Source organism: Geminocystis sp. CENA526, assembly GCF_050753365.1.
Classification (GTDB): domain Bacteria; phylum Cyanobacteriota; class Cyanobacteriia; order Cyanobacteriales; family Cyanobacteriaceae; genus Geminocystis.
This window is the reverse complement of record NZ_JBLZFY010000078.1, coordinates 1-19,672: the sequence shown is the minus strand read 5'-3', so window position 1 is coordinate 19,672 and position 19,672 is coordinate 1. Positions and strand designations below refer to the sequence as shown.

Below are 19,672 nucleotides of genomic sequence, written 5' to 3'. Positions count from 1 at the left end.
TTGTTCACTTGTGGGATATAATCTGACTTTTATAGCTTTGTGCATTCTACTGATAACGAGTCATTGTGATAAACTTTTTTTATCTTAGCACAAAGATTTTGATTTTGGGAAAATGTCCTAATCGGACTCTATTATGTTTATCGAAACTTGTGTTGAGCGTAGTCGAAACATTCATCCCACACTGATTTTGTAAGAGTTTTTTGACCGAAAAATACAGTGTGGGACTTCTTTCTTTATTTAAGTTAAAATTCAATATCTTCTACTGTTTGGGCATAAACTTTTAATAAAGATGTGTTTATTTGATAACTATTACCCAGAAGAATCAAACGAGGAGAATTTTCTCTACCGTAGGCTTTGATGGATTCTATCTCTAAACTGAATAAGCCCGATCGAAATGTGGGATTATATTCACCATCGTACTCGAATTTACTTAACATTAATTGTAAAGAATAAAGTTGAGTTCGATCGAACTTATCCGCATCTTTAACGATTTTAGCCCGAAACACGGGGATTAAGTCGGTAAAGGGAATATTAATCGTCATCCACACATTAGCAATGGTGTCAAAGGAATAACAGTAACTGATACCATCCCATTTACCCTCACAACGGGTAATAAATTTATATCTTTGTCCATCACCTTGTATCCTTAATCTAATACCTTCGTATAAAGATAAATCCAGAGGAGGGGTAAAGTTTTTACTTCTGACGGAGACAAAACCACCGTTATTATTGGTGGAAACATTGCCCGTAAAAATAGCTTTATTTTGCCCTAAAATCAAGTTACTGCTACTTACTCCCCCCATGACGACATCATCCACTGCCCCCCAAAGATAGCTTTGATATTGATTAGGATTTTGGAAACTAGATAATAATATCTCACTAGGATTAAGGCTTTTTTCTATGAGGGTAATCATTTTTTGTGCGTCTTCTTGATTACAACAAATAATATCAGTGACTCTTTCTAGTAAGGAAGGGGTTAAATCCTCATGGGAAGTAATGTTAATAATTTCTGTATTAGGATAAGGAGTTATATTTGCCGATGAAGCATTGAGAATCCGTAGGGGTAAATTGAGTTTTTGTAAAGATGTTTGAATAGTTCGAGTGCGCAGCGCCACTTCGTGATCGTGCTGTATCGTTTCATTACTGAAATAAAGTAAAATAACATTCATGGTAGAGAGATAACGAGTATTTTGTTTTTGTTCACTATTAAATAAGGAAGCTAAACACCTCGAAAAAGGCAACACATCAAAAAAAGTAAGGGTATTCCAAAGACGCTTTAATTCCATATATAGCAGTACTAAATCATTTGTGAGAAAATTAAACTAAGTATCCCCTTTGTTTAGCAGGGTTTTTTCAAAGTTGCGGGTAAAATTGAGTTTTATCAGTTCAATTTATTGAACGAAAACTGTTAGCTGTGGAATTTATTACACAGAGAATTATGAGTCTAAACCCTTATCCCAACGTGTAATGAATTACACGTCTAATAGATACCGTTAAATAAATTTAACTCAATTTTCCCGAAAAATATCATGATTTTTCATAATACTTGATTTTCTAACCATAAAAAAGGCTATATTTCTTATTAATTATAGCTTCCAGTTATATCAAATTTCGAGATTAAAGTTAATATCCAGCTTTTAGTGAGGTTCGATCTTATTGAACACTTTGGATAATCCTAATATTATTTCTTAACAACTCATTGACTAAAATTTGAACATCAATATTTTTTTCCTCAGCAATTTTATGCAAAAAATTATCCACATCTGGTTCAAGATAAATCGGATAATGAAAGGTTATATTCGGATGGTAAAATTTTCCTTGTTCTGCATTTGAAAAATCGTATTCTGGTTTCATAATTTTCTTTCTCTATAATATTGTTGTTCATTAAAAGTTGCTTTACGGGCTGAAATAATCCTAATTAAACAAGAATCTTGATCATTTTGAGCAAAAGTATGAATTACAACTCTTAAAATTCCCATTTCATCTAAGCCTATTGTAATCCATCTATCTTCTTGTTCACTATGCTTTTCATCATATAAAGTTAATTGACAAGAATCACGAAAAACAGTAGATGCTACACGAAAATTGACCTTATGTTTACGAATATTTTGTTTTTCCTTTGTGGGATTCCAGTCAAAATTATAACGCAAATGTATAAATCAAAGAATATTTAATCAGTTGACTAATCAATGATAGCATATGGTTAAATTTTGAACAAAGAGTTCGATCGCGCAGCGCCACTTTTAGTGATCGAGCTTTTGGGGTAGGGTTCGATCGAATTCTATCTGACAAATAAAGTTAGCTTAATTTATAATAAATTTAGGCTGAATAATAATTTATTTTGAGAAAAATTGATGACAAAACCAGAAGAACTACTGAATCGAATTACAGTAAATACTGAAATTATGGAGGGGAAACCAGTCATTCAAGGGACAAGATTAACCGTTGATTATATTCTTAATCTATTAGCTTATGGTTCAACAGTACAAGAAATATTAGGGGAATATGAAGGATTAACCAAGGATGATATTCAAGCCTGTTTACTTTTTGCCAGTAAAACTTTAGAAAATACTGAATTTATGCCGTTAATAGAAGTTGCCTAAATGCGTTTTTTAGTAGATGAATGTACAGGGAGTGGCGTAGCTAGATGGTTACGGAATCAAGGTTATGAAGTTTTTTCCGTTTTTGATGAGGCGAGAGGAATTAGCGATGAAAAAATCATCCAAAAAGTATGGATTGAGAAATTGAAACTAATGGAAATTATACGCAATGATCCATATCAATATCCACCAGAATATGAATTATTAAAAGGGGATATGAAAGGATTAATTAGCAGAAGAATAAATAAGCAACATCGATTAGTTTATGAAGTTGTTGAACAGGAAAAATTGATTAAAATATATCGAATGTGGACTCACTATGAGTAAAATAAACCTTAAGGGTTCGATCGAGCAGCGCCATAAGTGATCGAACTTTTGAGGAGTTGAAAGTTGAATTTCTAAAAACGTCTTTTCCATTGTTGAGGATCACGTTTAACATGAAAACAGGCTAAAACAAAAACAATATCATCTTGAATTACATAAAACAAACCATAAGGGAATCTTGGTAATAATTTCCTACGAATATTATTATGAATAATTGGAGAAGCAAAGGGATTTTTTTGAATCAAAGCTAAATTATTGTCCACAACTCGAATAAACTCCGATCCTAATTGATTAACCTGTGATTTATACCATTGATAAGCCTCGTCTAAATCTAATTCAGCTTCCTTAGAAATTTTTATTTTATAGGTCATTTTGGATAATTCTTTGCTTAACTATTTCCCAATATTCTCCTTGACTTTCAAGATTATCATAAGAAGACAAACGCCGATCTAATTCCTCTTTTTGTGTTTGAGTCAAAGGAATTTGATCCTCATCAATGACAATACTATCCCAAATATCTTCTATTAATTTCAGTTTTTCAGGAATAGTTAAGGGTAAAACTTGTTCAGATAATAGACTATTCATAAATTTAATCCTGTAATGGGATAATCTGACCTTAGTTTAGCTTATTTTTAATTTTAGGTATCATTGAATTTTTAAAGTATTGCAATTAATGATAATTATAGAGGTGCGATCGAGCTTTTGGGGTAGGGTTCGATCGTAATTTACCCTAGAATATTAAATTAGCTATGTGCCTTAGATTTACCATTGCTTCATAGATAAACCATCTACATAGATAAAATCACTATCACAAGTTGCTAAAGTCCAATTATTTTCAATACATTGAGAGGCAATCCAAATATCATTTTCAGGTATTGGTTTTCCTTTCAGCTTTAAATTTAAACGAGTTCGAGCATAAATTTCAGCCGTTTTTCTTCCCATTGGTAAAACAATACAAGCATCTATAAATTGAAAATATTTAGTTAAATTTTTTAACTTTTTACCTGAATTTTCAGCACCAAATATTAACTCTCCGACAACATTCACAGGCAAAATAATCGGATAAAATTGTATGACATTATTAACAATTTCTTGATTACCGTTTAAATAGCGAATAACCACTGATGTATCTAAAGCAAGATTACCATTTATTATGATTAACTTGAGTGAATTCTTGATTAATGATATTTTCTATTTCTTCAGCTTCTTGATCCATGAGAATACCTGCAAATTGCAATAAAGGATGCGACAAATTAAAATTACTTTCTATCACTAAATTAACTTCAGTATTTTCGGGTAAATTAGGATTATTTAAAGGGCGCAATAATCCATCTTTATAAATGGCGGATAATTGTTGAATCATAATAAATCAAGATTAAGCAACATTAATTATATTATAGTTGACGATCGAATCTTAATCATAAATTTTACTAGATACGGAATCAATTATTCGATCGCCACTTTTTATTATCGAGATTTTAGGTGGAGTTCGATCGAATCATCTTAGATTTTACAGTACTTCCATGATAGTTTTATTATAAATAACTCGTCCTGCGGTAGTGTAAATATATTGAGTAATTCGTTCTCCTTCCGCCGTTTCTCGCACTTTTCGATCGAGATAATATTTCCAGACACTACCATCTGTTAAAGTTTCTTCCCTGATAAGTTCATTATTACCTTTACCGCTCTCTATTTCTCCGTCAAAACGTACCCAGATTTTAGTGTGCAAATCGAGAAAACTTCGTTGATAGTTCATTAAATGGTGGGCAATGCCCACCCACTTTTAAATTATTAAATATTATTCAAAAATTTTCCTGTTATTTATTGGTGAGATTTCCCATTTGGCATAATTGCATCAGTTAAAATAGTATTTTGCAGATTAGCGCCACTTAAATCTACTCCTCGAAGATCAGTACCTGTTAAATCTGCACCTGTTAAATCTGCATTTTTTAAAATAGCATCTTTTAAAATAGCATTTTTTAAATTAGCTCCTTTTAGATTTGCTTGAGTTAAATTCGCACGATTTAAAACGGCTTTAGATAAGTCAGCATAACTTAGATTTGAAGATTTTAATTCAACCTCAGTAAGATGTGATTCTTTCAAATTGGCACCAATTAAAATAGTCCCAGTTAAATTACTTCTGTTTAATCTTGCTTTAGACAAATCTACTTTGTTACTTAAATCTGCTGATGTTAAATTGGCTTTGGTTAAACTAACACCTTTTAAGTTAGCTCCTTTAAGATTAGCACTTTGCAAATTAATTCCAGTCATTCGAGATGATTCAATACCGCTAAATTTAGCATTTTCACAATTAGCATTGCTTAAATTTGCATTTGTTAAGGTGCTATCTCCTAAATTGGCGTTGTACAAACTTGCATTACTTAAATTAGCATTGCTTAAGTTGCTACTACCCAAGTTTGCATTCCCTAAATCGGCATCACTTAAATCAGCAAAACTTAAATCAGTTTCACTTAAATCAGCTTTATTTAGATTAGACTGACTTAAATTGGCAAAACTTAAATCAGAATAAGCGACATTTATTTTTTGTAAGTTAGCACCCGTCAAATTTACTTCACTTAAATCACACCAAAGACAAGAACCATCTCCGAGTAGTTCATTAATATCTTTAGTTTTTTCCGCATGAGATGGAGATACATAAATTGTCCAAGAGAATAAAATTATGATTAGTAAACAAATTAGTTTCTGTATTTTCATTTTTTTGATGTAATTAATAGTATTCAATAAGTCTATCACTTGAACTTAGAATAGTTAAAATATTATCAATATTATTCTGTATTTTTTCTAATTCTTGCTTCTGGGAATCTAACCATTGTTTTTCACTATTACTTTTTCTCCAGTTTCTTCTTAATGGACGATCGATCCTTGACTTATTAAAGTTCGATCGATTTATCAATAATCCAGAATATTTTAGTTATCATAATCTTGTTTAAATTTATAAAGTTCTTCGATCGTCTCCTTAAAACTTTCAATGGGATAATTATTTTTGTTAAATTCTTCTTCTAATTTTTCTCGATCTGATAAAAACATCGTAAATAGGATAATTTCCGCCTGTTGTTCTGGGTTTAGTGTCCAAGCTAAACCTTCAAATTTTATTTTTTCAAGTAATTTTTTTAAACTTTTAGATATTAAATCCCAATTTTTTTCAGTTAGTTTTCTTGTATTGTGTTTATCTGTTCCTCTTTCGATTGTTTTTCTATCTCCAATATTTGATATTCCATGAGGGTTGGAGTTATGGATTTTTCCTTGTTGTTCAAATTCTTTTGTATTGTTTCTGACTGAGTTTTGTTGACATCCTTCGGGGTTGATGGGATTGTCTGAGGGGGTGAGTTGTTTTCCAGAACTTTCTCCACTGGTATTTGAATCTGTTGAGATTGATTCTGGGGTGAGGGAGTCTTGTCCGAGTTTTTTTGTATTATTAAATAAATTAGAAGTGCTATTATGATTATCCCCATCATCAGAAGCAAACTTAGGTTTAGTGACTTTTTTTCGGTTGTTTTTCCCTCCTTTATGAGTTCTTGAGATTTATTAGGTTTATCCACAATTTTATGAGAATAGTCTGAATTAAATTGAATCTGTATAGATTCGATCTCTTTTATTTCATATTTATAAACATCTTTATATATCGGTGCTAGATATTTCTCCCATATAGCCAAGTGGAAAGATTCAAAATCACTATAATCTAGGCTATCTTCTCCTAATAAAGCAATTTCATGGGGGATAATGCGATTGCTTTTATCTTTCTTCCCTTCAGGATCTAAGAATCGAATTGCTACATATTTATATGTTTTATTATTTTCTGGTAGTTTCACCTCTCCTGAATAAAATTTTGGCTCATTACTGCTTGATTCAGGAAAAATTTTTTTCAAAGGAATATACCAATCAGTGCGTTGGAATGTGGGTTCTAATAATCTACGAAATCCCCATTCATATCCCCTAGTTGACCATAAAATATTATTAAGGTTGATCATAATCTTGTTTTTGTGAAAGATAAATTGATTGGTTATTTTCTTCTTGTAATTTACTATAAAAAGAAGCGATAATGGCTTGAGCTAAATCTCCATTTTTTTTAGCTTTTTCTTCTACTTCTTTTAATTTATTGGTGAGAGATTTTACTTCATCGTCCACTAACATAAATATATTACCAATAATGGGAATATACTTAAGCCAATTAGTTGATAAATTACGACATAATTCTAATAATCGATGTATGGTAACTTTTCCTTCTGTTTTTCTTTTTGCCCAATTTAAAGCCCGTTGTACTGGTAATATTAAAGAAATAGGTGGAATCAAATCGATTCCCACATGATGTTCTGGATTAGTGATTTTACCTGTTTCATCTATGGCTACTGAAGAAAGTAAAAGAAAATCATTACCAATCGATATAGGACTATCTGTTGAAACAAAATCTTTAAATTGTAAATTTAATTCCTCTAACTCATCATCTATTGATTTAAGTATTTGATCTCGAAACCAATAGACATCTTTATCAGGAAATATATCTGATTTGGACAAACAAATTACCCATGTACGAGGAAATAATTTTAACGATTTATCTTTAGATAGAATCTGCTCTTTTTGAAGTTCAATTTCTGTCCGAAATTGTTTAAATAATTCCCTAAAATATCTATTTCCTTTGTTTTTTAACTCTTGTCCATCACATAAGATAAAAGCAATATCAGATTGTAACAGGGAACGAAATGTCTCAATTTTTTCGTTTCCTTCTAAACCTTCTTTTGTCTCCTGCCACCATTCACCCGGATAATCATGCCACACAATAGATGCAGCTTTTCCATCTAACCCTCTAATCTTGACATCAAATTTATAGGATTGATAATCACGAGTGGTTTGAGCAGGAAAAACATTATCTTTCATTTTTAAAAAGTTACTTAACAGACGATTTCCTTGGGACGTATTTGTAGAAATTAGGCTGTAGCCACGATTTTTCATAAAAGATGGTTCTTGATGCCATCCGTAAAATGTACTTAATAAAGTTGTTTTGCCACTTCCTGTTTGTCCAAATACCGCTATATGTTGTTCAATTTCGCTACGAGGACGAAAAACTTGAGAAATTTGTTTTAGCATAAAGTTCTAATCATATATCAATAATAATTGTAACTATAATTAAGATAAAATCACCTCTAATATTAAACGCTACCCATAAGACTAAGGAATTTAAAATACTAAATAAGAAATATGCTCGATGGCTATTAGCTGTTATTTTTGTTTTACCATATTTCAGAACACTTCTAATTATTTAAAGTAAAAAAGACTAGCTAAGTGCTAATCTTGTAAAATAATGATATTCAATTTTTCCCTTAATCACAAAAAATCACAAAATCTGAGGGATCGATCGAACCAAAACAATCAAAATGGTAAAATTGTCTAATTAAGATAATTTTTCGAGATAATTAGTTAAAACATCCTTTTTTGCTTTTAGGAAGCGAAACAAGTGGATTAAGCGCCTACGGCTTCTTTAGCCGCATACATTACCTCAAGGGTAATTTCGTTAAAGCCTCTTTCACGGGCAAATTTTTCGGTATTGCGTTTTACTTTACCTCGCACAAAACCCGGTACTTTATTTAATTCTCCTTGCGCTTCTCGATTCCAGTTTAAGTCAGAGTCAGCAGAGATACCTTTAGTTATAACTTCTTTGGTGTCGTGACCGCCAAAAATTTCTAAAAGATGATCTTCCATGCCCAAGGTAAAGGAATTATACACTAAATCGGTGAGTTGGTTCGTGCCTTCGTAGCCTAAGAAGGGTTTATAACCGATAGGGAAGTTTTGAATATGGATTGGCGCAGCGATGACTCCGCAGGGAATATTTAAGCGTTTGCCTACATGGCGTTCCATTTGTGTTCCGAAAATCGCTGATGGTTCGAGTTTGGCGATCGCATCGGCTATTTCCCCATTATCTTCACTGATTAACACGTTATCGCAATATTCGCTCACTTCTTGACGAAACCAGTCAGCATCATATTTGCAGTAAGTACCTGCTAACACCACATGAATACCCATTTCCCTTGCTAAAATTTTTGTCATGGCGACGGCGTGGGTATTGTCTCCAAAGACTACGGCTTTTTTACCTGTTAAATTCTGACAGTCGATCGATCGAGAAAACCATGCAGCCTCTGATACATATAGGGTTTGATGTTCGATATAGTCTTCATAATTAACATTAGCACCTTGAGCGTTAATTACTTCTTGAATTTTGCGAATACAACGAGCAGTTTCCACCACTCCCATAGGGGTTATATCCACATAAGGCATATCAAACTCTTTTTGTAGATAGTTAGCACTCATTAAACCTAATTCTCTGTAAGGCACAAGGTTAAACCATGCTTGGGGAATTTTTCTCAAATCGTGAACGGAAGCACCATCGGGGATAATAAGATTAATGTCAATGTCTAAGTCTGCCATCAATTTTTTCAATTCTCGGCAGTCATGGTTATTGTGAAAGCCTAATGTAGAAATACCGATGATATTAACGGAGGGTTTAGCTGTTTTTTCGGTGACAATATCGCCTTTTTTCCGTGCTTTATTGATATAGTACTGTAAAATTTGTTCTAAGGTTCGATCGGCGGCTTGTAATTCATTAACACGATAATGGTTAACATCAGCTAACAAGACATCTCCTTTGGAGTCAATTTGCGCTCGTGCCACAAAATTTTCTAAGTCTTCCTGTAAAATACTGGAGGTGCAAGTGGGAGTAAGTACAATTAAATCGGGGTTTTCTTCTCTGTCTTTACGAGTAATATTGTCAACAACTTTCTCTTGTGAGCCTCTTGCTAAAACGTTTCGATCGACTACACTAGCAGTAACAGGGGTAAAGTCTCTTTCCCTTTCCAACATCGATCGCATTACGTTAAAATAATCATCGCCGAGGGGTGCGTGCATAATTGCATGAACATTCTTGAAAGAACTAGCAATTCTGAGAGTGCCAATGTGTGCAGGTCCAGCATACATCCAGTAAGCTAATTTCATAAAACAGTATCTCCGTGGGGGTAAGTAAAAAATCTTCTTTTTTCTAGTGTGCAATTTTCTTTGACTTTCGGAGATTTTCATTTACAAATATTAATGATTATCCAAGATACGACTACTCTTGCCTGTTGCCTCTTGTCTTCTATAATAAGATAATTCTCACAACTCATAATTGACTGCTATAAAAGTAATGCAACCTTTATTCACTATTGGACATTCCAATTACAACCCTGAATACTTTATTGAATTACTACAAAAACATAATATCTCAGCCTTGGGGGATGTTCGATCGACCCCATACAGTCGTTACTTGCCACACTTCAGTCAAAAACAATTACAACGTTATCTTGCCCAACACGAAATTTTGTATGTATTTTTAGGAGGAGAATTGGGCGCTCGTCCTGATAATCAAAGCTGTTATGTTAATGGTAAAGCTATCTATGAAAATATTGCCAAAACAGAAAAATTTGGGCAAGGAATACAGCGAATTTTGAAAGGGGTGGAAAATCATCGTATTGCCTTGATGTGTGCCGAAAAAGACCCTCTTACCTGTCATCGTGCTATCCTAGTATGTCAGCATCTCGTACCATTTAATTTAGAAATTGCCCATATTCATAGTGACGGTGACTTAGAATTTCACGAAGATTTAGAAGAAAGGATGCTCAAACAACATAATTTGCAAGATAATGAGTTAGAAGGACAATTATCATTATTTACAGATATTTTACCTCCTCCCATGACAAAAGAAGAAAGACTTAAACAGGCATATCAAAAACAAGGTTTAAAAATTGCTTATGTAGAGAGTGAATAGTGAATAGTTAATCTGCATTTACGCCATCATAATCGTATTTTGTCATTGCGAGGCACGAAGCAATCTTAAGTAATTTTATTTAGATGATTTAAGATTGTTATATTTTATAATTAATGACTTTAACCATAAGCAAATGATTAAATTATTTACCATTGGATTTACCCGTAAATCAGCAGAAAAATTTTTTGAAGGATTGCAAAAAGCAGGGGTGAAAAAAATTATTGATACCCGTTTGAATAATACTTCTCAATTATCAGGATTTGCCAAGCAGTCGGATTTACAGTATTTTTTGAAAAAAATTGCTCACATTGATTATGAACATAAGTTATCTTTAGCACCCACAAAGGATATACTTGACGCATATAAAAAAAAGGCTATGGCATGGGATGACTATTCTCGTCACTATTTAGATTTAATTGCTCAAAGACAGATAGAAACTACCCTAAAAGAAGAAGATTTAGATAATTGTTGTTTTTTATGTAGTGAAGATAAGCCTCATAATTGTCATCGGCGTTTAGCGGCGGAATATCTACAGTCACAATTTAAAAATATTGAAATAATCCATTTATAACAATTGAGATTATATGTAATAAAATAATGATATTGAATATTGTGTCCTATAAGTAAAATTAATTTTGATAGGTTATGAAAATAATCTGTTTAGCTAATTCTTACAAACATCACGGTAGATGTATCGCTGGTATTAATCCTCATTCTGGAGAATGGATACGCCCTGTTTCTAGTTTAGAAGATGGAAGATTACCCCTTAATGATAGTCATACTCAAGTCGATCGAATCTGGCTTTTAGATATTATAGATACACCCATCGATCGAAATCAAAAACTAGGTTATGAAATAGAAAACTATGGTTATTATCATCTCCCTTGGCAAATAACCGATAAAGCCAAAGTGACTGATTTGTTGCCCTACTGTGAAGATACCCTATTATATCCCCAGTTCGATCGAGCTATCCCCTATGAGTATTTAAGACAACAATCACCTTTGCGTACATTACAACTAATAGAAGTAAAATCTCTACAGTGTTATAGAGACACAAGAAATAGAGGAAAAGGGCGTATTTTAGACGAAAAATATCACCTAGCCTCTATAGAAATTAGTATAACCGATCCTCTAATGCTGAAAAAATTAGACTATCACCAATCCTATACCTGTCATGGTTTGATATGTATGAGTTTAAGTCAACCTTGGCAAAAATATCCTCAAGATGAATTAATGTGTTATCGATTAATCGCAGGAGTCATTGAATTACCCTCACAATTAGAAATGATTTTAACGCAAATGAATAGAGTCGGATGGAGTAAATCTCAAGGAAAAAAATATTTAAGAGAAAATTTTGATAAAGAATCTCGTTATCAACTCACCCAAGAAGAAGCCCAACAATTTCTTACCTATCTGCAAAATCTTTCGAGAGAAAATCTGCTGTAAAATAGATATTTATTCACGAGGTAAGGAATTATGGTTTAACTTTGACTCCCACGCAAAAAATTTTTCGTTCATTTATTGTTAAAATAACCTATAGTATAATTTCGATCGCCACAGTTTATGAATAAACCAACAGATAAAAAAACAGAAGCATGGTGGAATAAGCCCTTATGGGGAGACAAAAGTATGTTAGAGAAAATAGAAGCTATCATACAAAAACCCCATGAAGAAGTACCACAAGAAGTAATTGAGCATCATCAAAGAGTCTTTGCCGAATTAAAACTCTTAACTCCTATTGCTAAAGCCTTAGATAGTAGTAAATTCAGTGACTCAGAATTTTTAGAATTTGTGAAAATTAGTAACTTATTCTCTTTGGAAATAGGAGAATATAAGGGGTTAAGAAACTATGTCGCCCTATTTCGGGTAGCGGTAGAAGCAAAAGATAGTTTTTTAAAAATCGAACAGATAGAATTATCCTATCGTAGTAGTAAACAACAACAATTTTATAACTTTGTTGTCGAACTGCTCGAAAAACAATTACCTTCCTCAGAGTTTATCACTTTCTTAGATCAACAACTGGAAAAAACCCTACAGGAAATTCAAACCGAAGAAGGTAAAAACGCCATTAATGTTTATGCACAAACTCTCAAAACCGTTGCTAAACAGGATGACTTAGGCTTAAGATTGATTTTCCTTTTTAAAAAATATCAGTTAGAAGATTTCTCTCTTTTGCGAGTAATGTCTGACATTGTACAGTATTTACTGGGTAGAGACTTAGGGGATTTTAATGATATTGTAACTTTAGTAAAAGCCAATGAGCAACGTTTTGAACAATTAGGAAAAATTATTGAGTTACCTATTGATAAAACTAGAGAGGAAGATTACGCTAGAATGCTTCAATACATTGTTTTGAAACAAAAACATCAGGTATCTTATATTCAATTCCAAAGACTTTTAGAAATAATGACTCAATGGACTCATTTTTACTTAATTGTACGGGATATTAGAAGTCACTATTCTGAGACGGAGTTTACTTTACCGCCAGAATTTCAACACAATGTACCCGGATTAGATATTTATCTCAAATATAAAAATGTGATTAAGTAAGGATTTCAAAGTTTTTTTAAGAAAAGGGTTGCATAAAAATAAAATAATGGTTATGATAGTAAAAGCATCGCGGGATAGAGCAGCCAGGTAGCTCGTCGGGCTCATAACCCGAAGGTCGGTGGTTCAAATCCGCCTCCCGCCATTAAATTATTTATAAATAATGTTGATAAGTACGGTTTGTGGGGTAACTCAGAAGCTCATTAAAATCGAGGATTTTTTCATAATGCGTGGATAAAAAAATGCACAGTTTTAGCATTATTTTCTTAAAAAATTAGCATTTTTACCTTAATTTTTATTACTTATTCCCTTTTCCCTTTTCCCTTTTCCCTTTTCCCTATCTTCAGTAACCCCTACTTAGATTCATAATTAGAGGCTTGAGATTGCAGTAATTGACTAACTTGTTTAAAGACATTGTTAGCCTGTGAGCCTTTACTAATCACTTGTCTTTCAGGATGAAACTCAGGTCGATCGAGATATAATGAAATAGCCTGTTCTACCTGTTCTGTAATTAAAGTTTTTAACTCATCTTTGGCTCGTTCTCTTTGAAAATCTGCCCCTTCCTCTGTGGTAGCATAGAGAGGAGGTAAACGATTAAGGGCATAAGCTGAAATATCTCCCACATCTAATAGCCTATTGCTGGTAGTTTCGATTTCTGCCACCCTAGAAATTACCTCACTTACTACCAATTCTTCCATCACGTTAATAAATTGTTTTCTTGGCATTGCCACGACTTCTCCCGTTAACAAAGCACCCATCAATTTATCTAATGCCATATATTCTTCCAAAGACAATTCCGAAGAACTTTCACACATTTTCCCTACTTCTGCTTCCATAGTAGGGGTTAAATAACCTGTTTCCAATGCCTGATTGACAATATCATTTATGCCCATAAAACTCCTGTTTGATTAATTCTTAAAAGTTAATTATTCCATTGTTATTGTTAATTGTTAATAATTTATCTGTGAAATTGTATATTAATCTTAATTATATTAGACTTTTCAACAAAGATTTTTTAATGTTTCGTAAGCTAAAGCCTCGTTTAATTAGCATTTGGTTGATTTAATTCTAAACAATATCCTGCACCATAAACAGTTTTAATATAACGAGGTTTTCTGGGATCCGGTTCTAGTTTAGTGCGTAAATGGCGAATATGGACTCTTATAGTTTCAATATCATCATTGGGATCATACCCCCATACTTCCCTGAGAATATCTTTAGGTGCTACGGTTTGTCCATGACGTTGCAGTAAACAATGTAACAATTCAAATTCTAAATGAGTTAACTTGATATTTTTCTCAAACCAAATCGCCTCAAACCTTTCTGGTACAAGGGTTAACGAACCATAGTTCAGAATTTCACTATGTTTTGTGGCGGGGTTATTCCTTTCACTTCTTCTTAATAAGGCTTTTACCCTAGCCAACATTTCTTCTACTTCAAAGGGTTTAGTTAAGTAGTCGTCAGCACCAGCATTAAAACCATTCACTTTATCTTGAGTTTGTCCTAGGGCAGTTAACATTAATACGGGTATATTAGCAGTTCGATCGTCCCGTCTCAACCTTTGACACACCGTAAAACCATCGACTTTCGGCAGCATCAAGTCTAACATAATTAAATCTGGTTGTATTTGTAATGCTAAGGCTTGTCCTTTAATTCCGTCTTCTGCTTGACATATATCATATCCTGCCATTTCTAAATTAATGGACACTAATTCTGCGATAGCCGCATCATCATCAATCACTAATATTCGAGACATTAATCCAATTTGACCTACTTTATAATTATTTAAAAAATCAGATGTATAACAAAAATTATAAAAATTTATCCTATGTTAATGATTATAAACAACATTATTAAAAATGAATAAGTTATTTAACCTTTTGTGACACTTTCATCTAGTCGATCGCACTGAGTAATTTTTATTCGCAAAACATATAACCATATAGTAAAATGAACATAAAAGCAAAAACTTAATTTAAAAAAATGTTATTTCGTCAACTGTTCGATCGAGACACTTGGACTTATACTTACCTTATTGGTGATATAGATAGTAAAGAAGCTATATTAGTTGATCCAGTATTAGAACAAGTAGAAAGAGACTTACAATTAATCACTGAATTAGGCTTAACTCTTAAATACAGTATGGATACCCATGTTCACGCTGATCACATTACAGGGACAGGAAAATTGCGAGAGTTAACCCAGTGTATGGGGATTGTACCTGAAAAAGCGCAGGTAAACTGTGCCGATCGACACATAAAGGATGGAGAAGTGTTAAAAGTTGGCAATATTGAGATTAAAGCCATTGCTTCCCCCGGACACACAGATTGTCATTTTGCGTATTTAGTCAACGGCAATCACCTTTTAACGGGAGATGCCCTATTTATTCGAGGTTGTGGAAGAACAGATTTTCAGAGTGGAAGTGCAGGAGATTTATACGATTCTATTACGCAAAAATTCTTTACTTTATCCGATGATACTTTAGTTTATCCCGGACATGATTATCGTGGTCATATGGTGTCAACTATTGCGGAAGAAAAAGAATTTAATCCCCGTATTTCTCATAAAAATAAAGAGGATTTTATTGAATTAATGAATAACCTTAATTTACCTAATCCTACCAAAATTATGGAAGCTGTACCTGCTAATCAATTATGTGGAAATGTATCCTAAAAAACTTTATTTTAAATCGTTAATTTCTAATTAAAATATTATGACCTTAACTGCTGTGAAGCCTCAAATAAAATTTATTACTGCCCAAGATTTAATGATTAAATTAATTCAAGAGCCTGTCTATTTAGTAGATGTTAGAGAACCAGATGAGTATAATTTTGGGCATATTTCTACAGCTATTTTAAAACCCTCTAGTCAATTTAAGCCCGAAGAATGGCTAGGTAAAAATAATATTATACTTTATTGTCGATCGGGCAAACGTTCCCACGATATTGCTAAAAAATTAATTGATTTAGGTATCTCTAATATTACTGAATTGCAAGGAGGAATTGTGGCGTGGCAAAAGGCAAATTTTCCTCTAGCAAAGTAAAAAATACATATAGCAATTAGAAATCATTTATGAGAAATTTAAACAACATTTCCACAAAATATAGGCTTTTTTATAGAAAATTAATTATTAGAAAAAAATCAATATTTTAAGAGTAAATTAACTCACTTTAGTAGAGTTGTGCTATGAGCAATGAAATTTATTTCTTTGCAGGATATTAGGTTTCATCAATAAATAAATTGACAAAGCTAATAGCTAAAGTCTGCTAAAGCGACTGATAAAAATGCAATTTTGTTAGTCAAATTTTCTTAAATTATTATGTATTAAAATCACATTATTTCTCATTCTTAATTCTTAATTCTTAATTCTTAATTCTCTATGCGTTTAACTTTTGGTTTTATTCTTGCTATTTTCGTGGGATTAAGTCTAGGCTTAATTGGCGGTGGAGGCTCAATTTTAGCTGTACCTATTCTTAAATATGTTATCGGTGTTTCCACTAAAGAAGCTATTGCCATGAGTTTATTTATCGTGGGGATAGTTAGTATTATTGGCTTAATTCCTCATTGGCGACAAGGAAACGTCAACTTTTCGATCGCGCTTATCTTCATTCCACCTGCTATGATAGGTAGTTTTTTAGGGGCAAAAATCAGCGATTTACCTTTTATAAATGACACTATTCAACTGGTTAGTTTTGGAATAATTATGTTATTAGCCAGTGTTTTAATGATCAAAAAAAGTAATAGTAAATCACTAAAAGTAACAGATAATTTAGGAAAACATAAATTAGTTAATAATAAAAAAAATACTCAAATTTTATTCACCATAATTGAAGGTTTTGGAGTTGGTATTTTAACAGGATTTGTGGGAGTTGGAGGCGGTTTCTTGATTATTCCAGCTTTAGTTTTAGTCGGAGGTATTCCCATGAAAGAAGCAGTCGGTACATCGTTAATTATCATTGCTTTTAATTCTGTCAGTGGCTTTTCAGGATACTTAAATCAGGTAGAATTAAATTGGTTAATTATGATTATTTTTTCGATCGCATCTAGTGCAGGTATTATTATAGGTGGATTATTAGCAAAAAAAATTGATCCTCAATATTTGCAAAAAGGCTTTGGTTATTTTGTGTTAACAGTTGCTGTTTTTGTCCTTATTGTACGCTAGATTTTAGAGTTTTTCAAACTTAAATTAAACAAAATATTAAAGACAAAATAAATTTGATTAACTAAGATAATTACATTACTTTCTACTCAAGTTTATTCCCTTCAATATGAGTCTTTATTTCTTATTGACAATTGATCATGGACAATGAATAATGAGATCGTTGAAAATTATAACTTTAAATCTATACAAAAATTATGGAACGCACTTTTTTAATGGTAAAACCCGATGGTGTACAGCGTAACCTCGTGGGAGAAGTAATCAAACGCTTAGAAAATAAAGGTTTTACCCTAGTGGGTTTAAAATTAATGAGTGTTTCTCGTGAATTGGCAGAGCAACATTATGACGTACATAAAGAAAGACCTTTTTTCAGTGGTTTAGTGGATTTCATCGTTTCTTCTCCTGTGGTAGCGATGGTATGGCAGGGAGAAGGGGTTGTGACTTCGGCTCGTAAAATCATTGGTGCTACTGATCCTTTAGCGGCAGAACCGGGTACTATTAGGGGAGATTATGGCGTTAATATCGGACGTAATCTTATTCATGGCTCAGATGCGATCGAAACCGCCCAAAGAGAGATAGCATTATGGTTTAAGGAAGATGAGTTGGTTTCTTGGGAAAACACCATGAAACCTTGGTTATTTGAGTAATTAGGAATTAGGAATGAGGAATGAGGAATTAGGGCGTATATTTTAATTATACATTCTAAATTCTTTATACTGTCAATGATAAATTCTAAATTATCTCTCTTATTTACTGTCATTATCTGCTTATTCCTCAGTTTTGTTAATCCTGTATTCGCTTTAGGGGGAGTGCAACCGCCTTTAAATCAACCAGCACCACAATTTACTTTATCGACTAACACAGGTGATGGAGAAGTTTCATTGACAGATTATCAAGGTAAATGGATAGTATTATATTTCTATCCTCAAGATTTTACCCCCGGATGTACCCTTGAGGCTCAAAGATTTCAAAAAGATTTAAGTCAATATCATGACATTAACACTGAAATTATTGGGGTAAGTGTGGATGATGTTAAATCTCATCAAGAATTTTGTGATGAGGAGGGTTTAAAATTTCCACTGTTAGCCGATACTGATGGTAAAGTTAGTAAGGCTTATGGTTCATGGTTGAGCGGTCGATCGATGCGTCATACTTATATTATCAATCCAGAGGGAATTTTAGTAGCTCAATTTTTGGGAGTGCGCCCCATTATTCATTCTCAAGAAGTGTTAGCCAAATTAAAAGAATTACAAAGTTAAATCATGGAATCCTTTACCCTTAGTTTTGTCAGTAAAGAAACTTTATTCGCTGTTTCTCTTTTTCCCTATTTAGGCTTTTTATGGTTTCTGACTAAATCAAAGAAAACGCCTAAACTTGCCCTCATTGGTTTTTATCTATTATTGCTATTTGTGGCGATTACTATTCCTGCGGGAATTTATGCAGAAACATATTTTCACACCTCTTTAGCTAATGTGGATTGGTTGCACGGGGGGGCGGAATTTTTCCTCACTTTGTCAAATATTTTTGTAGTGTTAGGGTTTCGTCAGGCAGTCATGGAAAAAGCAAAAACTCCAGACTAAATCCCCTTCAAAAATAAAAAGGTTAGGATTTACGCATTTGTACCAAAAATCAAGGTTAATTGAGATTGCTTCAGGTTGCTTCGTTGCCTCGCAACGCTACGCGCCTCACCGCAATGACAGAATATCGTTATGATTGCGTAAGTCCTGAAGGTTAAAAAAAAAATGAAATATGAGTTTGAATGGGATGATCAAAAAAATATCAAGAATCAGGAAAAAGAACGATATAAAGTCGATCGACCCTCATAAAAATCAAGTAGGTTGGATTGAACGAAGTGCAACCCAAAATTTTAACATACATTGATTATATTTTTAATTATCGGAAATATTTATTCAGGGCAAACGCATACTCAGGAAGATAAAATCTTCAGTAGATACTTCTCATCCCATCCCGCTCTTAATCGTTGTGCTTTTTTACCTCGTTTATACTCTGTTTCTCTATTGAGTAAATTCAGAGCTAGATGACGAATTAAAGATATATTTTCTGCACTGTTGCCATTTCTGATTCGACTACTATCTTCTTTAAATGCCACATCCAAACACCAATGTAATTGATTCTCAATCCCCCAATGACTTCTGACTCCTTGAGCAAATTTTTTCACTCCTTGATTAAGATCAAGACTGGTCAGATAATATCTTCTTTCTATGGTTGTTT

Annotated in this window: 29 protein-coding genes and 1 tRNA gene; 14 read left to right on the top strand and 16 right to left on the bottom strand. The window is 32.9% G+C overall.

Translation table 11 applies throughout. From position 1 onward, the window contains the following. From ACN4EE_RS17015 to ACN4EE_RS17000, 4 genes are all read right to left on the bottom strand, one after another. Nucleotides 1-45: helix-turn-helix domain-containing protein (locus ACN4EE_RS17015; RefSeq protein ID WP_431707657.1), on the bottom strand; the 45-nt coding region annotated here is incomplete at its 3' end. Nucleotides 46-242: 197 nt separating this feature from the next. Next, nucleotides 243-1,286, bottom strand: a complete 1,044-nt coding sequence (locus ACN4EE_RS17010; protein ID WP_431707656.1) for a CIA30 family protein — start codon at nucleotides 1,284-1,286, stop codon at nucleotides 243-245. Nucleotides 1,287-1,653: 367 nt separating this feature from the next. Next, complete coding sequence (locus ACN4EE_RS17005; protein ID WP_431707655.1) at nucleotides 1,654-1,854, bottom strand: hypothetical protein; 201 nt, start codon at nucleotides 1,852-1,854, stop codon at nucleotides 1,654-1,656. Further along, nucleotides 1,851-2,150 carry a BrnT family toxin gene (locus ACN4EE_RS17000; RefSeq protein ID WP_431707654.1) on the bottom strand — a complete coding sequence of 100 codons (300 nt, stop codon included), beginning with the start codon at nucleotides 2,148-2,150 and terminating at the stop codon, nucleotides 1,851-1,853. The genes ACN4EE_RS17005 and ACN4EE_RS17000 overlap by 4 nt, the downstream gene beginning before the upstream one ends. A gap of 204 nt (nucleotides 2,151-2,354) precedes the next feature. Between ACN4EE_RS17000 and ACN4EE_RS16995 the strand changes: the two genes are divergently transcribed. Then, nucleotides 2,355-2,603, top strand: a complete 249-nt coding sequence (locus ACN4EE_RS16995) for a DUF433 domain-containing protein (RefSeq protein ID WP_431707653.1) — start codon at nucleotides 2,355-2,357, stop codon at nucleotides 2,601-2,603. Continuing rightward, the gene (locus ACN4EE_RS16990; RefSeq protein WP_431707652.1) at nucleotides 2,604-2,927 is read left to right on the top strand and encodes a Txe/YoeB family addiction module toxin; all 324 of its coding nucleotides are present in this window, start codon (nucleotides 2,604-2,606) and stop codon (nucleotides 2,925-2,927) included. It begins immediately after the preceding gene. A 71-nt stretch (nucleotides 2,928-2,998) separates the two neighbouring features. On the opposite strand, the gene ACN4EE_RS16985 is transcribed toward ACN4EE_RS16990, so the two are convergent. The 4 genes from ACN4EE_RS16985 to ACN4EE_RS16970 form a co-directional block, all read right to left on the bottom strand. Beyond that, the gene (locus tag ACN4EE_RS16985; protein WP_431707651.1) at nucleotides 2,999-3,295 is read right to left on the bottom strand and encodes a type II toxin-antitoxin system RelE/ParE family toxin; all 297 of its coding nucleotides are present in this window, start codon (nucleotides 3,293-3,295) and stop codon (nucleotides 2,999-3,001) included. Continuing rightward, complete coding sequence (locus tag ACN4EE_RS16980; RefSeq protein ID WP_431707650.1) at nucleotides 3,285-3,509, bottom strand: addiction module protein; 225 nt, start codon at nucleotides 3,507-3,509, stop codon at nucleotides 3,285-3,287. Before ACN4EE_RS16980 ends, ACN4EE_RS16985 begins: the two co-directional genes overlap by 11 nt. Before the next feature lie 177 nt (nucleotides 3,510-3,686). After that, a complete protein-coding gene (locus tag ACN4EE_RS16975; RefSeq protein WP_431707649.1) occupies nucleotides 3,687-4,046 on the bottom strand; it encodes a PIN domain-containing protein in 360 nt (119 codons plus the stop codon). Nucleotides 4,047-4,065: 19 nt separating this feature from the next. Beyond that, complete coding sequence (locus ACN4EE_RS16970; protein WP_431707648.1) at nucleotides 4,066-4,287, bottom strand: antitoxin family protein; 222 nt, start codon at nucleotides 4,285-4,287, stop codon at nucleotides 4,066-4,068. On the opposite strand from ACN4EE_RS16970, the gene ACN4EE_RS16965 reads away from it, so the two are divergent. Further along, complete coding sequence (locus ACN4EE_RS16965) at nucleotides 4,279-4,431, top strand: hypothetical protein (RefSeq protein ID WP_431707647.1); 153 nt, start codon at nucleotides 4,279-4,281, stop codon at nucleotides 4,429-4,431. The genes ACN4EE_RS16970 and ACN4EE_RS16965 overlap by 9 nt on opposite strands. Nucleotides 4,432-4,434: 3 nt before the next feature. Here the strand turns inward: ACN4EE_RS16965 and ACN4EE_RS16960 are convergent, their stop codons facing one another. The 5 genes from ACN4EE_RS16960 to bchB all read right to left on the bottom strand — a co-directional run bounded on the left by ACN4EE_RS16960 (nucleotide 4,435) and on the right by bchB (nucleotide 9,926). After that, nucleotides 4,435-4,680 (bottom strand): hypothetical protein, encoded by a 246-nt coding sequence (locus ACN4EE_RS16960; protein WP_431707646.1) that lies wholly within the window; start codon nucleotides 4,678-4,680, stop codon nucleotides 4,435-4,437. A gap of 65 nt (nucleotides 4,681-4,745) precedes the next feature. After that, nucleotides 4,746-5,639 carry a pentapeptide repeat-containing protein gene (locus tag ACN4EE_RS16955; protein WP_431707645.1) on the bottom strand — a complete coding sequence of 298 codons (894 nt, stop codon included), beginning with the start codon at nucleotides 5,637-5,639 and terminating at the stop codon, nucleotides 4,746-4,748. Nucleotides 5,640-6,091: 452 nt separating this feature from the next. Further along, complete coding sequence (locus ACN4EE_RS16950; protein WP_431707644.1) at nucleotides 6,092-6,811, bottom strand: hypothetical protein; 720 nt, start codon at nucleotides 6,809-6,811, stop codon at nucleotides 6,092-6,094. Between the two features lie 88 nt (nucleotides 6,812-6,899). Then, a complete protein-coding gene (locus tag ACN4EE_RS16945; protein ID WP_431707643.1) occupies nucleotides 6,900-8,027 on the bottom strand; it encodes a TRAFAC clade GTPase domain-containing protein in 1,128 nt (375 codons plus the stop codon). A 372-nt stretch (nucleotides 8,028-8,399) separates the two neighbouring features. After that, on the bottom strand, nucleotides 8,400-9,926 hold the full coding sequence (gene bchB / locus ACN4EE_RS16940; RefSeq protein WP_431707642.1) for a ferredoxin:protochlorophyllide reductase (ATP-dependent) subunit B: 1,527 nt from the start codon (nucleotides 9,924-9,926) through the stop codon (nucleotides 8,400-8,402). Nucleotides 9,927-10,113: 187 nt separating this feature from the next. Here bchB and ACN4EE_RS16935 point away from each other — a divergent pair, with 187 nt between their 5' ends. The 5 genes from ACN4EE_RS16935 to ACN4EE_RS16915 all read left to right on the top strand — a co-directional run bounded on the left by ACN4EE_RS16935 (nucleotide 10,114) and on the right by ACN4EE_RS16915 (nucleotide 13,426). Next, nucleotides 10,114-10,734, top strand: a complete 621-nt coding sequence (locus ACN4EE_RS16935; protein ID WP_431707641.1) for a DUF488 domain-containing protein — start codon at nucleotides 10,114-10,116, stop codon at nucleotides 10,732-10,734. Nucleotides 10,735-10,867: 133 nt separating this feature from the next. After that, nucleotides 10,868-11,305, top strand: coding sequence for a DUF488 domain-containing protein (locus ACN4EE_RS16930; protein WP_431707640.1), 438 nt, complete (start codon nucleotides 10,868-10,870; stop codon nucleotides 11,303-11,305). A gap of 74 nt (nucleotides 11,306-11,379) precedes the next feature. Then, entirely contained in the window at nucleotides 11,380-12,180 is an 801-nt protein-coding gene (locus tag ACN4EE_RS16925; RefSeq protein ID WP_431707639.1) for a dual OB domain-containing protein, read from the top strand. A gap of 117 nt (nucleotides 12,181-12,297) precedes the next feature. Beyond that, complete coding sequence (locus ACN4EE_RS16920) at nucleotides 12,298-13,284, top strand: hypothetical protein (protein WP_431707638.1); 987 nt, start codon at nucleotides 12,298-12,300, stop codon at nucleotides 13,282-13,284. A 68-nt stretch (nucleotides 13,285-13,352) separates the two neighbouring features. After that, nucleotides 13,353-13,426: transfer RNA gene (locus ACN4EE_RS16915), tRNA-Met, on the top strand. Nucleotides 13,427-13,634: 208 nt separating this feature from the next. Here ACN4EE_RS16915 and ACN4EE_RS16910 read toward each other — a convergent pair. Then, the gene (locus tag ACN4EE_RS16910; protein WP_431707637.1) at nucleotides 13,635-14,174 is read right to left on the bottom strand and encodes a late competence development ComFB family protein; all 540 of its coding nucleotides are present in this window, start codon (nucleotides 14,172-14,174) and stop codon (nucleotides 13,635-13,637) included. A 149-nt stretch (nucleotides 14,175-14,323) separates the two neighbouring features. After that, nucleotides 14,324-15,037, bottom strand: coding sequence for a response regulator transcription factor (locus ACN4EE_RS16905; protein ID WP_431707636.1), 714 nt, complete (start codon nucleotides 15,035-15,037; stop codon nucleotides 14,324-14,326). Between the two features lie 227 nt (nucleotides 15,038-15,264). On the opposite strand from ACN4EE_RS16905, the gene ACN4EE_RS16900 reads away from it, so the two are divergent. The 6 genes from ACN4EE_RS16900 to ACN4EE_RS16875 all read left to right on the top strand — a co-directional run bounded on the left by ACN4EE_RS16900 (nucleotide 15,265) and on the right by ACN4EE_RS16875 (nucleotide 19,020). Then, nucleotides 15,265-15,954, top strand: a complete 690-nt coding sequence (locus ACN4EE_RS16900) for an MBL fold metallo-hydrolase (RefSeq protein ID WP_431707635.1) — start codon at nucleotides 15,265-15,267, stop codon at nucleotides 15,952-15,954. Nucleotides 15,955-15,994: 40 nt separating this feature from the next. Next, entirely contained in the window at nucleotides 15,995-16,324 is a 330-nt protein-coding gene (locus ACN4EE_RS16895) for a rhodanese-like domain-containing protein (protein WP_431707634.1), read from the top strand. A gap of 336 nt (nucleotides 16,325-16,660) precedes the next feature. Continuing rightward, nucleotides 16,661-17,443 carry a sulfite exporter TauE/SafE family protein gene (locus ACN4EE_RS16890; protein WP_431707633.1) on the top strand — a complete coding sequence of 261 codons (783 nt, stop codon included), beginning with the start codon at nucleotides 16,661-16,663 and terminating at the stop codon, nucleotides 17,441-17,443. A gap of 194 nt (nucleotides 17,444-17,637) precedes the next feature. Further along, entirely contained in the window at nucleotides 17,638-18,087 is a 450-nt protein-coding gene (gene ndk, locus ACN4EE_RS16885; RefSeq protein WP_431707632.1) for a nucleoside-diphosphate kinase, read from the top strand. A gap of 75 nt (nucleotides 18,088-18,162) precedes the next feature. Continuing rightward, nucleotides 18,163-18,699 carry a peroxiredoxin gene (locus ACN4EE_RS16880; RefSeq protein ID WP_431707631.1) on the top strand — a complete coding sequence of 179 codons (537 nt, stop codon included), beginning with the start codon at nucleotides 18,163-18,165 and terminating at the stop codon, nucleotides 18,697-18,699. A 3-nt stretch (nucleotides 18,700-18,702) separates the two neighbouring features. After that, nucleotides 18,703-19,020 carry a DUF3593 domain-containing protein gene (locus tag ACN4EE_RS16875; protein ID WP_431707630.1) on the top strand — a complete coding sequence of 106 codons (318 nt, stop codon included), beginning with the start codon at nucleotides 18,703-18,705 and terminating at the stop codon, nucleotides 19,018-19,020. Nucleotides 19,021-19,367: 347 nt separating this feature from the next. On the opposite strand, the gene ACN4EE_RS16870 is transcribed toward ACN4EE_RS16875, so the two are convergent. Further along, nucleotides 19,368-19,672: ISAs1 family transposase (locus ACN4EE_RS16870; protein ID WP_431707629.1), on the bottom strand; the 305-nt coding region annotated here is incomplete at its 5' end.

Coding starts and splice junctions, on each gene's coding strand:
- ACN4EE_RS16875 (WP_431707630.1), top strand. CDS start 18,703: ATGGAATCCTTTACCCTTAGTTTTGTCAGTAAAGAAACTTTATTCGCT.
- ACN4EE_RS16955 (WP_431707645.1), bottom strand. CDS start 5,639: ATGAAAATACAGAAACTAATTTGTTTACTAATCATAATTTTATTCTCT.
- ACN4EE_RS16925 (WP_431707639.1), top strand. CDS start 11,380: ATGAAAATAATCTGTTTAGCTAATTCTTACAAACATCACGGTAGATGT.
- ACN4EE_RS16880 (WP_431707631.1), top strand. CDS start 18,163: ATGATAAATTCTAAATTATCTCTCTTATTTACTGTCATTATCTGCTTA.
- ACN4EE_RS16890 (WP_431707633.1), top strand. CDS start 16,661: ATGCGTTTAACTTTTGGTTTTATTCTTGCTATTTTCGTGGGATTAAGT.
- ACN4EE_RS16990 (WP_431707652.1), top strand. CDS start 2,604: ATGCGTTTTTTAGTAGATGAATGTACAGGGAGTGGCGTAGCTAGATGG.
- ndk (WP_431707632.1), top strand. CDS start 17,638: ATGGAACGCACTTTTTTAATGGTAAAACCCGATGGTGTACAGCGTAAC.
- ACN4EE_RS16930 (WP_431707640.1), top strand. CDS start 10,868: ATGATTAAATTATTTACCATTGGATTTACCCGTAAATCAGCAGAAAAA.
- ACN4EE_RS16895 (WP_431707634.1), top strand. CDS start 15,995: ATGACCTTAACTGCTGTGAAGCCTCAAATAAAATTTATTACTGCCCAA.
- ACN4EE_RS16980 (WP_431707650.1), bottom strand. CDS start 3,509: ATGAATAGTCTATTATCTGAACAAGTTTTACCCTTAACTATTCCTGAA.
- ACN4EE_RS16905 (WP_431707636.1), bottom strand. CDS start 15,037: ATGTCTCGAATATTAGTGATTGATGATGATGCGGCTATCGCAGAATTA.
- ACN4EE_RS16945 (WP_431707643.1), bottom strand. CDS start 8,027: ATGCTAAAACAAATTTCTCAAGTTTTTCGTCCTCGTAGCGAAATTGAA.
- ACN4EE_RS17010 (WP_431707656.1), bottom strand. CDS start 1,286: ATGGAATTAAAGCGTCTTTGGAATACCCTTACTTTTTTTGATGTGTTG.
- ACN4EE_RS16900 (WP_431707635.1), top strand. CDS start 15,265: ATGTTATTTCGTCAACTGTTCGATCGAGACACTTGGACTTATACTTAC.
- ACN4EE_RS16985 (WP_431707651.1), bottom strand. CDS start 3,295: ATGACCTATAAAATAAAAATTTCTAAGGAAGCTGAATTAGATTTAGAC.
- ACN4EE_RS16920 (WP_431707638.1), top strand. CDS start 12,298: ATGAATAAACCAACAGATAAAAAAACAGAAGCATGGTGGAATAAGCCC.
- ACN4EE_RS16935 (WP_431707641.1), top strand. CDS start 10,114: ATGCAACCTTTATTCACTATTGGACATTCCAATTACAACCCTGAATAC.
- ACN4EE_RS16995 (WP_431707653.1), top strand. CDS start 2,355: ATGACAAAACCAGAAGAACTACTGAATCGAATTACAGTAAATACTGAA.
- bchB (WP_431707642.1), bottom strand. CDS start 9,926: ATGAAATTAGCTTACTGGATGTATGCTGGACCTGCACACATTGGCACT.
- ACN4EE_RS16910 (WP_431707637.1), bottom strand. CDS start 14,174: ATGGGCATAAATGATATTGTCAATCAGGCATTGGAAACAGGTTATTTA.
- ACN4EE_RS17005 (WP_431707655.1), bottom strand. CDS start 1,854: ATGAAACCAGAATACGATTTTTCAAATGCAGAACAAGGAAAATTTTAC.
- ACN4EE_RS16970 (WP_431707648.1), bottom strand. CDS start 4,287: ATGATTCAACAATTATCCGCCATTTATAAAGATGGATTATTGCGCCCT.
- ACN4EE_RS16960 (WP_431707646.1), bottom strand. CDS start 4,680: ATGAACTATCAACGAAGTTTTCTCGATTTGCACACTAAAATCTGGGTA.